The organism is Streptomyces sp. NPDC020299 (genome assembly GCF_044387825.1).
Classification (GTDB): domain Bacteria; phylum Actinomycetota; class Actinomycetes; order Streptomycetales; family Streptomycetaceae; genus Streptomyces.
Genome location: NZ_JBIRWL010000003.1, coordinates 662,969 through 676,818 on the forward strand (window position 1 = coordinate 662,969; position 13,850 = coordinate 676,818).

At 70.9% G+C, this 13,850-nt stretch carries 13 protein-coding genes; 6 read left to right on the forward strand and 7 right to left on the reverse strand.

Annotation, left to right across the window (positions count from 1 at the left end):
• Positions 1–93: 93 nt before the first annotated feature.
• Positions 94–585, reverse strand: coding sequence for an inorganic diphosphatase (locus tag ACH45E_RS11005; protein ID WP_046730908.1), 492 nt, complete (start codon positions 583–585; stop codon positions 94–96).
• 79 nt (positions 586–664) lie between these two features.
• On the opposite strand from ACH45E_RS11005, the gene dacB reads away from it, so the two are divergent.
• From dacB to folE, 6 genes are all read left to right on the forward strand, one after another.
• Complete coding sequence (gene dacB, locus ACH45E_RS11010; RefSeq protein ID WP_361446067.1) at positions 665–2,299, forward strand: D-alanyl-D-alanine carboxypeptidase/D-alanyl-D-alanine-endopeptidase; 1,635 nt, start codon at positions 665–667, stop codon at positions 2,297–2,299.
• Between the two features lie 281 nt (positions 2,300–2,580).
• A complete protein-coding gene (locus tag ACH45E_RS11015) occupies positions 2,581–3,708 on the forward strand; it encodes a zinc-dependent metalloprotease (RefSeq protein WP_361446065.1) in 1,128 nt (375 codons plus the stop codon).
• 192 nt (positions 3,709–3,900) lie between these two features.
• Entirely contained in the window at positions 3,901–4,950 is a 1,050-nt protein-coding gene (gene tilS, locus ACH45E_RS11020; protein ID WP_361446063.1) for a tRNA lysidine(34) synthetase TilS, read from the forward strand.
• Between the two features lie 75 nt (positions 4,951–5,025).
• Positions 5,026–5,586 (forward strand): hypoxanthine phosphoribosyltransferase, encoded by a 561-nt coding sequence (hpt, locus tag ACH45E_RS11025; protein WP_361446061.1) that lies wholly within the window; start codon positions 5,026–5,028, stop codon positions 5,584–5,586.
• 196 nt (positions 5,587–5,782) lie between these two features.
• Positions 5,783–7,822, forward strand: coding sequence for an ATP-dependent zinc metalloprotease FtsH (gene ftsH / locus ACH45E_RS11030; protein ID WP_361446419.1), 2,040 nt, complete (start codon positions 5,783–5,785; stop codon positions 7,820–7,822).
• Between the two features lie 116 nt (positions 7,823–7,938).
• Entirely contained in the window at positions 7,939–8,544 is a 606-nt protein-coding gene (gene folE / locus ACH45E_RS11035) for a GTP cyclohydrolase I FolE (protein WP_361446059.1), read from the forward strand.
• Between the two features lie 9 nt (positions 8,545–8,553).
• Here folE and ACH45E_RS11040 read toward each other — a convergent pair whose 3' ends face one another.
• The 6 genes from ACH45E_RS11040 to ACH45E_RS11065 form a co-directional block, all read right to left on the reverse strand.
• On the reverse strand, positions 8,554–9,042 hold the full coding sequence (locus tag ACH45E_RS11040) for a DUF3180 domain-containing protein (protein ID WP_361446057.1): 489 nt from the start codon (positions 9,040–9,042) through the stop codon (positions 8,554–8,556).
• Positions 9,043–9,095: 53 nt separating this feature from the next.
• Positions 9,096–9,707, reverse strand: coding sequence for a 2-amino-4-hydroxy-6-hydroxymethyldihydropteridine diphosphokinase (gene folK / locus ACH45E_RS11045; protein WP_361446055.1), 612 nt, complete (start codon positions 9,705–9,707; stop codon positions 9,096–9,098).
• The gene (gene folB / locus ACH45E_RS11050) at positions 9,704–10,063 is read right to left on the reverse strand and encodes a dihydroneopterin aldolase (protein ID WP_361446053.1); all 360 of its coding nucleotides are present in this window, start codon (positions 10,061–10,063) and stop codon (positions 9,704–9,706) included. The genes folK and folB overlap by 4 nt, the downstream gene beginning before the upstream one ends.
• A 276-nt stretch (positions 10,064–10,339) precedes the next feature.
• A complete protein-coding gene (locus tag ACH45E_RS11055) occupies positions 10,340–10,843 on the reverse strand; it encodes a nuclear transport factor 2 family protein (RefSeq protein WP_361446051.1) in 504 nt (167 codons plus the stop codon).
• The gene (folP, locus tag ACH45E_RS11060; protein WP_361446049.1) at positions 10,840–11,700 is read right to left on the reverse strand and encodes a dihydropteroate synthase; all 861 of its coding nucleotides are present in this window, start codon (positions 11,698–11,700) and stop codon (positions 10,840–10,842) included. The genes ACH45E_RS11055 and folP overlap by 4 nt, the downstream gene beginning before the upstream one ends.
• Before the next feature lie 117 nt (positions 11,701–11,817).
• The gene (locus ACH45E_RS11065) at positions 11,818–13,638 is read right to left on the reverse strand and encodes a phosphatidylglycerol lysyltransferase domain-containing protein (protein WP_361446047.1); all 1,821 of its coding nucleotides are present in this window, start codon (positions 13,636–13,638) and stop codon (positions 11,818–11,820) included.
• Positions 13,639–13,850: the final 212 nt, after the last annotated feature.

Genomic DNA, 13,850 nt, shown 5'->3' on the forward strand with positions numbered 1-13,850 from the left:
TTCCGTAAAGCCTCAGTATGCGCATGAGCATACGAACGGGCCGCGCCACCCTCCTAGGGTGCCGCGGCCCGCGATCATCAAACCAGCAGGTCGTCAGTGACCGCCCTGCTCCTTGAAGCGCTTGTACGACCGCTCGATCTCCACCTCGGCGTCCGTGCGGCCCACCCAGTTGGCACCCTCGACCGACTTGCCGGGCTCCAGGTCCTTGTACACCTCGAAGAAGTGCTGGATCTCCAGGCGGTCGAACTCCGACACGTGGTGGATGTCCCGCAGGTGCTCCACACGCGGGTCGGTGGCCGGCACGCACAGCAGCTTGTCGTCGCCGCCCGCCTCGTCCGTCATCCGGAACATGCCGATCGCGCGGCACTTGATCAGGCAGCCCGGGAAGGTCGGCTCGTCCAGGATGACCAGCGCGTCCAGCGGGTCGCCGTCCTCGCCGAGGGTGTTCTCGACGAAGCCGTAGTCGGTCGGGTAGGCGGTCGAGGTGAAGAGGCGACGGTCCAGGCGGATCCGACCGGTCTCGTGGTCCACCTCGTACTTGTTGCGCGAACCCTTCGGGATCTCGATCGTGACGTCGAACTCCACCGGTGGCTCCTCCATGATCAGCACATAGTTCTGGTGGTTAAGTGTCCCTCACGCAGGTGTGTGATCGCGAAAGGGGCTGTTGGTCGTGCCAGAACTGAGGCCTTGGCGTGCCGCGAGACCGCACGTGGTGCGGATCGCGGAGGCCGTACGACCGCGTCTGGCACGGGCCGTGACGGCCGCGAAACCGCGGGTCGCGCGGGTGACGCGGGCCGTGGGACCACGGCTGGCACGGATCACGCCGCCCACGTCCCTGACGCGGTTCCCGGCGATCTCCCGGCCGACGGCCCTGAGGACCTGGGGGTACACCGCGGGCGCCGCCACCGCCGGACTGGCACTGGCCGCCGGTGTGGTGACCGCCGCGGGTCCCTGGGACGCCGACGGTCAGCGTACGGCCGAGCGGGAGCGGGCGACCGCCCAGGAGCGGGCAGGTGGCACAGATCACGACGACGGCCCGGGCACGCGGGCGGAGGGCCCCCGCCCCGCCCCGAGCGCCGCGTCCGTCCTGACCGGCCTCGGCGGCACCGCGACGACCGTGAGGTCCGCGCCCGCCGAAAAGGCCGTCAAGGACCTCCTGGGCCCTCTCCTGGACTCCGCGGACCTCGGCAGGGTCCACACGGCGTCGGTCGTCGACGTGGCCACCGGCACGCGCCTGTACGGCGCCGACGCGGACAAGGCCATGACCCCCGCCTCCACCACCAAGATCGCCACCGCCGTCGCCGCGCTGTCCGCCCTGGGCGCCGACCACCGCCTGACCACCCGCGCCGCGCTGCTGCCGGACACCGGGGAGCTCGTCCTGGTCGGCGGCGGCGACCCGACCCTCACCGCACACAAGGACGCGGAAGGCTGGGCGAGCCTGCGCACGCTGGCCCGGGACACGGCTGCCGCGCTGAAGAAACGGGGCGTCCACAAGGTCACCCTCTCGTACGACGCCACCCTGTACGCGGGCTCCGGGCTGCACCCCATCGGCGTGAACGACAACCTCGCCCCCGTCAGCGCCCTGATGGCCGACGAAGGCCGCACCGACGGCTCCACCCGCGGTCCGGTGACCCGCGTGACCGACCCGGCGAAGACCGCGGCGGCCGCGTTCGCCGGGTTCCTGGCCGACGACGGGATCAGGACGACGTCCCCCGGCCCCTCCAAGGCCACCAGCCGTGCGACCACCCTGGCCACCGTCTCCTCGCCGCCGCTGTCCGCCCTGGTCGAACGCATGCTGACCAACAGCGACAACGACATCGCCGAGGCCCTGGCCCGTCAGACCGCCCTCGCGACCGGCAAGCGCCCGAGCTTCGACGGCGGCGCCACCGCGATCGGCGCCCGGCTGAGCAGACTCGGCCTGCCGGTCACCGGAGCGGACTTCCACGACGGCAGCGGCCTGAACCGCGACGACAGGATGACGGCGGACCTGCTGACCGCCCTGCTCGTCAAGGCCGGAACCCCCTCCCACCCCGAACTCCGCCCCGTCCTCACCGGCCTCCCCGTCGCGGGCTTCACCGGCACCCTGGCCGGCCGCTACACCAACGGCGCGGCCGGCGTCGTCCGCGCCAAGACCGGCACGCTGACCGGCGTCAACACCCTCGCCGGCACGGTGGTCGACCGCGACGGCCGCCTCCTGGCCTTCGCCTTCCTGGCCTCCGACACCACAGCCCCGGACGAGGCCCAGAAAGCCCTGGACCGCACGGCGACGGCACTGGCGGGCTGCGGCTGCGCCCGGTGACCACCGTGGCCGCCCGTCTGCCCGCGCCCGTCCGCCGGCCGACCGCGCCCGTCCGCCCAGCCGGACGCGCCCGCCCGGCCTTGGCCGTCCTCCTCCCACCGGCCGCGGTTTCCACTCGTCCCGGCCGCGCCAGGCGCCTCGCGGGCGTACTCCGGCCCCTGCTCACGGAAGTGCGCCGTGCCGACCCTGGCTCGCGCCAACACCGCCCCCGACAGCCCCCCGAGGCCCCGCCGGCCCCGTACGCCCTGCCCCAAGCGGCACCGCTCACGTACGGTTGACACATGACGAGCATCGGTGCCTCTTCAGGGATGGTCGACTGGAACCTCGCGGTGGCGACCGCGACCCGGCTCGTACGGCCGGGACCGGAGGTCAGCCGCGACGAGGCCCGGGCCGTCGTCGCGGAGCTGCGCCGCCACGCCAAAGCCTCGGAAGGACACGTCCGGGGCTTCACTCGTATGGAGACCGAGGAGGCCCACGACACCCCCGTCCTGGTCGTCGACCGGCCCGGCTGGGTCCAGGCGAACGTCGCCGGGTTCCGGGAGATCCTCAAACCGCTGCTGGACAAGATGCAGGAGCGGCGCGGCGACACCCCCGGCGGCGCGGTGCTCGGCGCCGTCGGCGGCAAGGTGACCGGCGTCGAACTCGGCATGCTGCTGTCCTTCCTGGCCTCCCGCGTCCTCGGCCAGTACGAGACCTTCGCGCCCACCACCCGCGACCTCCCGGCCGGCGCGAACGGCGGCGGCCGGCTGCTGCTGGTCGCGCCGAACATCGTCCACGTGGAGCGCGAACTCGACGTGGAGCCCCATGACTTCCGCCTGTGGGTCTGCCTGCACGAGGAGACGCACCGCACCCAGTTCACCGCCGTGCCCTGGCTGCGCGACCACCTCGAGGGCGAGATCCAGTCTTTCCTGTCCGAGACGGACGTCGACCCGATGACCGTCCTGGAACGCGTCCGGGAGGCCGCCCAGTCGCTCGCCGGGGGCCGTCCCGAAGCCGAGGAGGACGACGGCGGCCGGTCCTTCGTGGAGCTGGTGCAGACCCCGGCACAGCGCGAGATCCTCGGCCGCCTCACCGCCGTGATGTCGCTCCTGGAGGGCCACGCCGACTTCGTGATGGACGGCGTCGGCCCCCAGGTCGTACCGACCGTCGCGGAGATCCGCGAGAAGTTCCAGCAGCGCCGCGCCAAGGGCGCCTCCCGTCTCGACATGGCCCTGCGCAAGCTGCTCGGCCTCGACGCCAAGCTCAAGCAGTACCGGGACGGCGAACGCTTCGTACGGGCCGTCGTCGACCAGGTCGGCATGGACGGCTTCAACCGGGTGTGGACCTCCCCCAACACCCTGCCCACCAAGGCGGAGATCGCCAAACCGGCGGACTGGGTCGCGCGGGTGCACCGCAAGGCCGAGTCGTGAACACCACCGGGAAGTCGTGAACCGAATCCGGCCGACGGCAGGCGAACGCCCCTCCAATCACCCGTCCGAGGGACCGTGAGGCATGGGTAAGCGTGCAATGCTCGGGGAACGGCCCGCTTCTGTCACCATTTACACACTCTGAGTGACCGATCTCGGGCTCACCCCCCGAAAACTTCATGAAGGGAACCGGACATGGGTCCCCATCCTGCGGTCGCGGCGATACGCCTGGCGGTCCGCCGCGTCCTCCACGACATCCTCAACGACGTCCCCGACGACCACCTCCACGAGAGTTCCGGCCCAGCCCCGGACGACACCGCCGAGCGGCCCCCCGCCCCGCTCGTGCTCGTCGCCTGCTCCGGCGGCGCCGACTCCATGGCCCTCGCCTCCGCCCTGGCCTTCGAAGCCCACAAGCTCGGCATCCGCGCCGGCGGCGTCACCGTCGACCACGGCCTGCAGCCCGGCTCCGACCTGCGTGCCGAAGAGGTCACCCTCAGGCTGCGCGAGCTCGGCCTGGACCCGGTGGAGTCCGCCGCCGTGACCGTCGGCCGCGAGGGCGGGCCCGAGGCCGCCGCCCGGGACGCCCGCTACGCCGCCCTCGACGCGGCCGCCGAACGCCACGGCGCCACCGCGGTCCTGCTCGGACACACCCGCGACGACCAGGCCGAAACCGTCCTGCTCGGCCTCGCCCGCGGCTCCGGCATCCGCTCCCTGTCCGGAATGGCCGCGGTCTCGGGGGCCGGCGGCCGTTACCGGCGCCCCTTCCTCCAGCTCGACCGGCAGACCGCCCGCAAGGCGTGCATGGTCCAGTCCCTCCCCGTCTGGGACGATCCTCACAACGCGGATCCCGCCTACACCCGCTCCCGGCTCCGCCACGAGGGTCTGCCCGCCCTGGAGAAGGCGCTCGGCAAGGGCGTCGTCGAGGCCCTCGCCCGCACCGCCCAGCTCTCCCGTGACGACGCCGACGCCCTTGACGCCTGGGCCCGCCAGGCCGAGCCCTCCGTCCGCGACGCCGCAGGTCTGCTGGAGTGCGCCAAGCTGTACGCCCTCCCGCCCGCCGTGCGCCGCCGCATCCTGCGCCGCGCCGCCATCGAGGCCGGCGCCCCGGCCGGTTCGCTGTTCGCCCGCCACATCGAGGAAGTCGACCGGCTGATCACCGGCTGGCGAGGTCAGGGAGCCATCAATCTCCCGGGCAGAGTCGTCGCCCAGCGGCAGGGTGGCAGACTGGTGATTCGGCAAGGCTGAATCCCGTACCTCCCGGAGCAACCCTCCGGCGGTCCCGGGCAGCCGGCGGCCGTAAGTGCGGGACGACCGAAAGTGATGCGGGTGGACGCGAAAGACATGGGTGCCGACCTCAAGCAGGTGCTCATCACCAAGGAAGAGATCGACGCCAAGCTGACCGAGCTGGCCGCGAAGATCGACGCTGAGTACGAGGGCAAGGACCTGCTGATCGTCGGCGTGCTCAAGGGCGCCGTGATGGTCATGGCGGACCTCGCCCGGGCGCTGTCCACCCCCGTCACGATGGACTGGATGGCCGTGTCGTCGTACGGCGCGGGCACCCAGTCCTCCGGGGTCGTGCGGATCCTCAAGGACCTCGACACCGACATCAAGGGCAAGCACGTCCTGATCGTCGAGGACATCATCGACTCCGGCCTGACGCTGTCCTGGCTGCTGTCCAACCTGGGCTCGCGCGAGCCCGAGTCGCTCAAGGTGTGCACGCTGCTGCGCAAGCCGGACGCCGCCAAGGTGGCCATCGAGGTGGAGTGGGTCGGCTTCGACATCCCCAACGAGTTCGTCGTCGGCTACGGCCTCGACTATGCCGAGAAGTACCGCAATCTCCCGTTCGTCGGTACGCTCGCCCCTCACGTCTACGGCGGCTGAGCCTGAATGGGCCCAAGCACGTAAGACGATCGGGAACCCCAGCGGGTTTCTTACCGTTGGAGCATGCAGAGACGGGACAGCGAACCGTCCGAGCACCTTCAGGCGGCTTCGGGCAACCAAGCTGGGGTACCGTCAGAAGAACTGTCTTATCAAACTCACTATGGCAGGAGGGACGGGGCGGCACCGCTCCGTATGGATGGACGTGAAGCGATACTTCCGTGGGCCGGTCATGTGGATCGTGCTGGCCGTCCTTGCCGTGGTCGTGTTGATGCAGGTCGTCGGCTCGTCCGGCGGCTACAAGACGGTGGACACCGGCCAGGTCGTGGCGGCGATCAATGACAACAAGGTCGAGTCGGCCAAGCTCACCACCGGTGACGAGCAGACCGTCAAGGTCACGCTCAAGGACGGCGTGAAGGTCGACGGCAGCTCGAAGATCCAGGCGAGCTACATCGGCGACCAGGGCGTGGCCATCGCCAGCACGCTGCAGACCAAGTACCAGGACAAGCAGATTCCGGACGGCTACACGGTGTCGCCGTCCAAGCAGAACCCGTTCCTCGGCGTCCTGCTCTCCCTGCTCCCCTTCGTCCTCATCGTGGTCGTCTTCCTGTTCCTGATGAATCAGATGCAGGGCGGCGGCTCCCGGGTCATGAACTTCGGCAAGTCCAAGGCGAAGCTCATCACCAAGGACACCCCGAAGACGACGTTCACCGACGTCGCGGGCGCGGACGAGGCCGTCGAGGAGCTCCAGGAGATCAAGGAGTTCCTCCAGGAGCCGGCCAAGTTCCAGGCCGTCGGCGCCAAGATCCCCAAGGGCGTGCTGCTGTACGGCCCGCCCGGCACCGGCAAGACCCTGCTCGCGCGCGCCGTCGCGGGCGAGGCGGGCGTGCCCTTCTACTCGATCTCCGGTTCCGACTTCGTCGAGATGTTCGTCGGTGTCGGTGCCTCGCGAGTCCGTGACCTGTTCGAGCAGGCCAAGGCGAACGCCCCGGCGATCGTCTTCGTCGACGAGATCGACGCGGTCGGCCGCCACCGCGGCGCCGGCCTGGGCGGCGGTCACGACGAGCGCGAGCAGACGCTGAACCAGCTGCTCGTCGAGATGGACGGCTTCGACGTCAAGGGCGGTGTGATCCTCATCGCCGCCACGAACCGGCCCGACATCCTCGACCCGGCCCTCCTGCGCCCCGGCCGCTTCGACCGCCAGATCGCGGTCGACCGCCCGGACATGCAGGGCCGTCTGGAGATCCTCAAGGTCCACCAGAAGGGCAAGCCGGTCGCCCCGGACGTCGACCTGTCCGCGGTCGCCCGCCGTACACCGGGCTTCACCGGCGCCGACCTGTCGAACGTGCTGAACGAGGCGGCCCTGCTCACGGCCCGCAGCGACCAGAAGCTCATCGACAACAAGATGCTGGACGAGGCGATCGACCGTGTGGTCGCGGGCCCGCAGAAGCGGACCCGGATCATGTCGGACAAGGAGAAGAAGATCACCGCGTACCACGAGGGCGGTCACGCCCTGGTCGCGGCGGCATCCCCGAACTCCGATCCGGTCCACAAGATCACGATCCTGTCCAGAGGCCGGGCCCTCGGCTACACGATGGTGCTCCCGGACGAGGACAAGTACTCGACCACGCGCAACGAGATGCTGGACCAGCTGGCGTACATGCTGGGCGGCCGCGCGGCCGAGGAGCTCGTCTTCCACGACCCGACCACGGGCGCGGCGAACGACATCGAGAAGGCCACCGCCACCGCCCGCGCGATGGTCACCCAGTACGGCATGACCGAGCGCCTGGGTGCCATCAAGTTCGGCGGCGACAACACCGAGCCGTTCCTCGGCCGTGAGATGGCTCACCAGCGCGACTACTCGGAAGAGGTCGCCGCGCTGGTGGACGAGGAAGTCAAGAAGCTCATCGAGAACGCGCACAACGAGGCCTGGGAGATCCTGGTCGAGAACCGCGACGTCCTCGACAACCTGGTGCTCCAGCTGCTGGAGAAGGAGACCCTGGGCAAGGAGGAGATCGCCGAGATCTTCGCGGCGATCCACAAGCGGCCCGCGCGGCCCGCGTGGACCGGCTCCTCCCGTCGTACGCCGTCCACCCGCCCGCCGGTGCTCTCCCCCAAGGAGCTCGCACTGACCAACGGTGCCAACGGCGCGACCCCGGCGATCAGCACGGCGAAGTCCACGGCGGCGGAGCCCGCCCCGGCGACCGAGCCGTCGCCGGAGGACCGTCCGGAGAGCTGAGCCGGTTCCCGGAGCTCGACCGGCCCGGAATGTGAGCCGCGCCCCCCAGGTTCTAGCCTGGGGGGCGCGGCGTTTCACATGCCCGCCGCTGAGTGACGAAGGAACGAGGCTTCACCATGACCGACCCCGTGACGCTGGACGGCGAGGGCACGATCGGCGAGTTCGACGAGAAGCGCGCCGAGAACGCCATCCGCGAACTCCTGATCGCGGTCGGCGAGGACCCGGACCGTGAGGGCCTGAAGGAGACCCCTGCGCGGGTGGCGCGGGCCTACAAGGAGATCTTCGCGGGGCTGTGGCAGAAGCCCGAGGACGTGCTGACCACGACGTTCGACCTCGGGCACGACGAGATGGTGCTCGTGAAGGACATCGAGGTCCTGAGCAGCTGTGAACACCACCTCGTGCCGTTCGTCGGAGTCGCCCATGTCGGGTACATCCCGTCCACCGACGGCAAGATCACGGGCCTGTCCAAGCTGGCCCGGCTCGTGGACGTCTATGCCCGCCGCCCGCAGGTGCAGGAACGGCTCACCACGCAGATCGCCGACTCTCTCATGGAGATCCTGGAGCCCCGGGGCGTGATCGTCGTCGTCGAGTGCGAGCACATGTGCATGTCGATGAGGGGTGTCCGCAAGCCCGGAGCGAAGACCATCACCTCGGCGGTGCGCGGTCAGCTCCGTGACTCGGCCACGCGCAATGAGGCGATGAGCCTGATCATGGCGCGGTAGACCGCCAGGTCAGGCCGCCGGTTCCGCGCCCGGGTGGTTCTCGTCGTCGTCCTCGGGGAGTTTGCAGACCCGTTCCAGGAACAGGGCGGCCGCTATGACGGCGATGCCCGCCAGGACCGAGAAGCCGGCGTAGAAGGCCTGGTCGCGGCGGGCCGGGATGTCGAGGAGTTCCAGGAGGAAGACGCCCGTCCCGCCGTACATGCCGGCGACGAGGGCGGCGACCAGCGCGCTGGACTGGCCGAAGACGACCGCGCGGGCGGCCATCATGGGGTCGACGCCCTTGGCCTCGGGGCGGCGTTCGCGCTGGGCCTTGAGGCGGGCGCGCAACGAGAACGCCGTGGACAGCAGGACCACGGCGATCAAGGCGAGGACGATGGGCGCGGCCAGCGGGACGCTGGGCAGGGTGCCGATCGAATTCCACAGGCGGGCGCCCGCCCAGGACAGGACGCCGGCCACGACGAAAACGCCGGCCAGCACCCTGATGCGCAGCTCTCTCACGGTGTCCCTTCAGCTCCTGCGTGCCGGTGTCCAGGTCGTCATGACCTTAACGACTACTCGGGCAGTCGGAGTTCCAGGTCCCCCCGGGCTTCCACACCGTCACGGGTGACGACGCCGAGGAGGTCGGCGACCGTGCCGCGGCCGGGCAGCTGGGCGTCGGGGTCCACGTCGTGCCAGGGCGCCAGGACGAAGGCGCGCTCGTGGGCGCGCGGGTGGGGCAGGGTGAGGTACGGGTCGTCGGAGGTGACGCCGTCGTACGCGACGATGTCGACGTCGAGGGTGCGCGGCCCCCAGCGCTCGTCCCGTACCCGGTTGAAGGCCTCCTCGACGGCGTGTGCGCGCTCCAGCAGGGAGGACGGGGGGAGGGTGGTCTTCAGGACCACGACCGCGTTGTAGTACGACGGCTGGCTGCCGGGCTCCACGCCCCACGGCTCCGTCTCGTACACGGGGGAGACCGCCTTGATGCGGACGCCGGGGGTGTCCTCGAAGGCGTCGATGGCGCCCTGGAGGATCTCCAGGCGGTTGCCGAGGTTGGAGCCGAGGGAGAGCACGGCCCGTTTCGGGTTCTGCAGGGTGGTGTCGGCGGCGTCGACCTGCGCCACGACGGAGGCGGGCACCGGCTGTACGGTCGGGTCGGTGGGACCCTGCGTGAAGAATGCGCTCATACTCGGCTCCGGGTGATGGTGACGGTCACGTCGTCGAAGGGGACCGTGATCGGTGCGTCCGGCTTGTGGACGCGGACCTCGACCTCCTGGACGCCTTCGTGCTTCAGACAGGCGTGGGCGATGCGCTCCGCGAGCGTTTCGATGAGGTTCACCGGCTCGCCCTCGACGACGGCCACGACCTCCTCGGCCACGATGCCGTAGTGCACGGTCTTCGCGAGGTCGTCGTCGGCGGCGGCCGGCCGGGTGTCCAGGCCCAGCACGAGGTCCACGACGAAGGTCTGGCCCTTCTCGCGTTCCTCCGGGAACACACCGTGGTGCCCGCGGGCCTTCAGGCCGCGCAGCGCGACACGATCCACGCGAATCACTCCTGCAGTCGTCGGACTTGTACATCTCCGGGGGCACCCCGGACCCCGGCCGTTCCCTTCCGTGCGCGGGCGGCACACCGGCCTCGGACGAATCTACCCGTGGACACGGACAGAGCCGGGCTGCGGGGGCGTGGGGCGGCGATGGGGCCGGGAGGGTTCATCGCGTGTTTCCCCTGCGGAACCCGGCGGATCACGGGCTGGTAGCCGCACCTACCCGTGAGTTCGTGATTCCAACCACTTCTTGGCCCCTGCGGGCCGCCTACCCGCTCAGGCGGGTGTGTCGTCGTCCTCGTCCTCGTCGTTCTCGGCCAGAACGGGGGAGGCGTGGTGGGACCAGAGTTTCCAGCCGGCGGACGTGCGGCGGAAGACGTTGGTGGCGACGACGAGCTGGCCGACGAGGGGGCCCAGCTCCTCGCCGCCCTCCGGCGCGGGTCCTCCGCTGAGAATGTTCTCCGTGCAGGTCACGAGGGCGGTGTCGCCGGTGACGGAGACATGCACGTCGGTGAGGAAGAACTGAATGTAGTCAGTATTCGCCATGATCAGCGCGTACGACCTGAGGACCTCGCCGCGGCCGGAGAGCACCGGCCAGCCGGGGTGCACGCAGGAGATCACGCCGGCGTCCGCCGGGTCGTGGTACGTCTCGTCGACGCCCAGGTCGGACGGGGAGAGCCAGAGCGCGGACAGCTCTTCGAAGTCGCCGCGTTCCATGGCCTCGTAGAAGGCGGTGTTGGCGAGCTCGACCTGCTCGACGTCGGTGTGGGGAGCGCTCACCGCGCCCCCTCCACCGCCCGCGCCACCCGGACCGCGTCGGCCGTGGCGCGTACCTCGTGGACCCGGACCGCCCAGGCGCCGGCCCGGGCGGCGAGGGCGGAGACGGCGGCGGTGGCGGCGTCGCGTTCCCGGGCGGGGGGAGGGGCGCCCTCGGGGCCGGCGAGGACGTGGCCGAGGAAACGCTTGCGGGAGGCGGCGACCAGCAGGGGGTGGCCCAGGGGGCGCAGCCGGTCGAGGTGGGCGAGGAGGGTGAGGTCGTGCCCGGCCTCCTTGGAGAAGCCGAGGCCGGGGTCGACGACGATCCGGTCGGGGGCGATGCCGCCCGCCAGGACGGCCTCCACGCGCGCGTGCAGCTCGTCGACGACCTCGGTGACGACGTCCTCGTACACGCCCTTGACGTTGCCGCCCTGGAGGAAGCCCCGCCAGTGCATGACGACGAAGGGGGCGCCCGCCTCGGCCACCACCGGGATCATGGCGGGGTCGGCGAGGCCGCCGCTGACGTCGTTGACGAGTGCGGCGCCCGCGGCGAGGGCCTGTGCGGCCACCGAGGCGCGCATGGTGTCGACGGAGACGACGACGCCTTCGGAGGCGAGGCCGCGGACGACGGGGACGACGCGCCGCAGCTCCTCGTCCTCGTCGACGCGGGTGGCACCGGGGCGGGTGGACTCGCCGCCGACGTCCACCAGGTCGGCGCCCTCGGCCACCAGGTCGAGCCCGTGCTTGACGGCGGCCGTGGTGTCGAAGAAGCGGCCGCCGTCGGAGAAGGAGTCGGGGGTCACGTTCACGACGCCCATGACCGCGCAGCGGTCCCATGCCGGAAGGCCCGCCACTGTGCCGCGCCCGCTCTGGTTGCTCATACGTTCAGCCTAGGGCCTGCCACGGAAGTGGCCTCTGCCGCGTGACGCCCGCCCGGCGGTCGTGCGGCCCGGACGAAAAGCCCCCGGGGGTGGGGCTTTTCGTCCGGGCCAGTCGGGTCACGCCGCCCGCACGTCGCGGACCTCGTGTTCCGCGAGCCCGTGGGAGCACGGGCGGGCGGCGGCGGTGCGGCGGCGCAGGAAGCGCGGGAGCGGCAGGGCGAGGTTGACGAAGCCCTCCGCCTGCATGGCGGCGAAGCCGATGCGGGGCAGGTCGCCGGAGGCCCGGTAGACCACGAAGCGCGGCTCCCAGCGGGGCTGGAACTTGGCGTTGAACTTGTACAGGGACTCGATCTGGAACCAGCGGGAGAGGAACACCAGCAGTCCGCGCCAGGCCCGCAGCACCGGGCCCGCGCCGATCTTCTCCCCGCGCGCGAGGGCCGAGCGGAACATCGCGAAGTTCAGCGACACGCGGGTGATGCCGAGCTTCGGGGCGGCCTGGAGGGCGGCGACGATCAGCAGCTCGTTCATGCCGGGGTCGGCCGCGCGGTCGCGCCGCATCAGGTCCAGGGAGGCACCGTCGGTGCCCCAGGGCACGAAGTGGAGGACCGCCTTGAGGTCGCCGAACTCGCCGGGCTCGTCGTCCGCCTTGTGCGCGGTGGCGATCAGGCAGTCGCCGTCCGAGGGGTCGCCGATGCGGCCGAGCGCCATGGAGAAGCCGCGTTCGGTGTCGGTGCCGCGCCACTCCTCAGCCGCGCGCCGGATACGGTCCAGTTCGGCCTCGCCGAGGTCACGGATACGCCGTACCCGGGTTTCGTAGCCGGCTCGCTCGATGCGCTTGACCATCTGTCGCACGTTGCGCATCGCGCGTCCGGCGAGTGAGAAATCCGCGACGTCCACCACCGCCTCGTCGCCCAGTTCGAGGGCGTCCAGGCCGGTCTCACGGGTCCACACCTCGCCGCCCGTCTCCGAGCAGCCCATGACCGCGGGGGTCCAGGAGTGGGCCTTGGCCTCGTCCATGAACCGCTCGATGGCGCCGGGCCAGGCCTCGACGTCGCCGATGGGGTCACCGCTGGCGAGCATCACGCCGGACACGACCCGGTAGGTCACCGCCGCCTTGCCGCTGGGGGAGAAGACGACGGCCTTGTCGCGGCGCAGGGCGAAGTGGCCGAGGGAGTCGCGGCCGCCGTGCTTGTCCAGCAGCGTCCGCAGCCGGGCCTCGTCGTCCTCGGTCAGCTGGGCGGCCGGGTGTTCGGGGCGGAAGGCCAGATAGATGGTGGTGGCGGCGGTGATCCAGCCGAGGGCGCCGAGGGAGAAGGCGACCGTCCAGGAGGTGTTGCCCTGGTAGTCCACCGGGCCCTCGAAGCCGAACAGGCCGTAGATGACGTGGGTCAGCCGATCGGCCAGGCTCGGGTCGCCGACCATCCGGTCCGGGTGGACGCTGACGATGACCAGTCCGAGGACGAGGGAACCGGCGCCCATGAGGACGAAGTTGGCGAGCGCGCGCCACCGGCTGCGGGGGTCGGGCAGGGCCTCGAACTCGTGGCGGTGGCGCAGCAGCGGTACGAGCAGTGCCAGCGAGATCAGCGCTCCGACGATGGAGTGCCGGTACACGAACTGCGCCGCCGCGCCGGCCGGCAGCAGTGCCACCGCGGCCCGCCAGGCCCTGCGCTTGCGCCGTTTGAGCCCGTGTGCGAGGAGCAGCAGCAGCACGCCCGCGCTGAGCGAGAGGGCCGCGGCGAAGGGACCGAAGGATCCCGGCAGCACCTCCGCGATGGCGTGCATACGGCTGTGACGGAAGCGCGGGAACACGCCCGCGGCAATGTCCAGGAGCCCCACGACCGCACCGGCCCTGCCGACCAGTGCGGGGACGGCCTCGGGACGCGGACCGCGGACTATGCGCCGCGCTCGGCTTGATCGGCTCGGAACCTGGCCCGACATTTCCCCATCTATCCTGACAGACATCGCATCCCGTAGTTCTGCGAGAGACCTTGAGTCCGGTGCCCCATTCGGGCATCCGGCGACATTGCGCCCTCTAGGACGGTGTCTCGGGGAAGAAGGTTCCTTCCTCGCCGGAAAGCCGGTTCAAAGCCCAAGGAAAGCCCGGGGCAAGCCAGTGCGACGATCGCGTGGGCGAGCTGTGGGCGGAAAGC

Bases quoted from the DNA above. Each gene is read 5' to 3' on its own strand.
- ACH45E_RS11015 (WP_361446065.1), top strand. From the start codon at position 2,581: ATGACGAGCATCGGTGCCTCTTCAGGGATGGTCGACTGGAACCTCGCG.
- tilS (WP_361446063.1), top strand. From the start codon at position 3,901: ATGGGTCCCCATCCTGCGGTCGCGGCGATACGCCTGGCGGTCCGCCGC.
- hpt (WP_361446061.1), top strand. From the start codon at position 5,026: ATGCGGGTGGACGCGAAAGACATGGGTGCCGACCTCAAGCAGGTGCTC.
- ftsH (WP_361446419.1), top strand. From the start codon at position 5,783: ATGGACGTGAAGCGATACTTCCGTGGGCCGGTCATGTGGATCGTGCTG.
- folE (WP_361446059.1), top strand. From the start codon at position 7,939: ATGACCGACCCCGTGACGCTGGACGGCGAGGGCACGATCGGCGAGTTC.
- folK (WP_361446055.1), bottom strand. From the start codon at position 9,707: ATGAGCGCATTCTTCACGCAGGGTCCCACCGACCCGACCGTACAGCCG.
- folP (WP_361446049.1), bottom strand. From the start codon at position 11,700: ATGAGCAACCAGAGCGGGCGCGGCACAGTGGCGGGCCTTCCGGCATGG.
- ACH45E_RS11065 (WP_361446047.1), bottom strand. From the start codon at position 13,638: ATGTCGGGCCAGGTTCCGAGCCGATCAAGCCGAGCGCGGCGCATAGTC.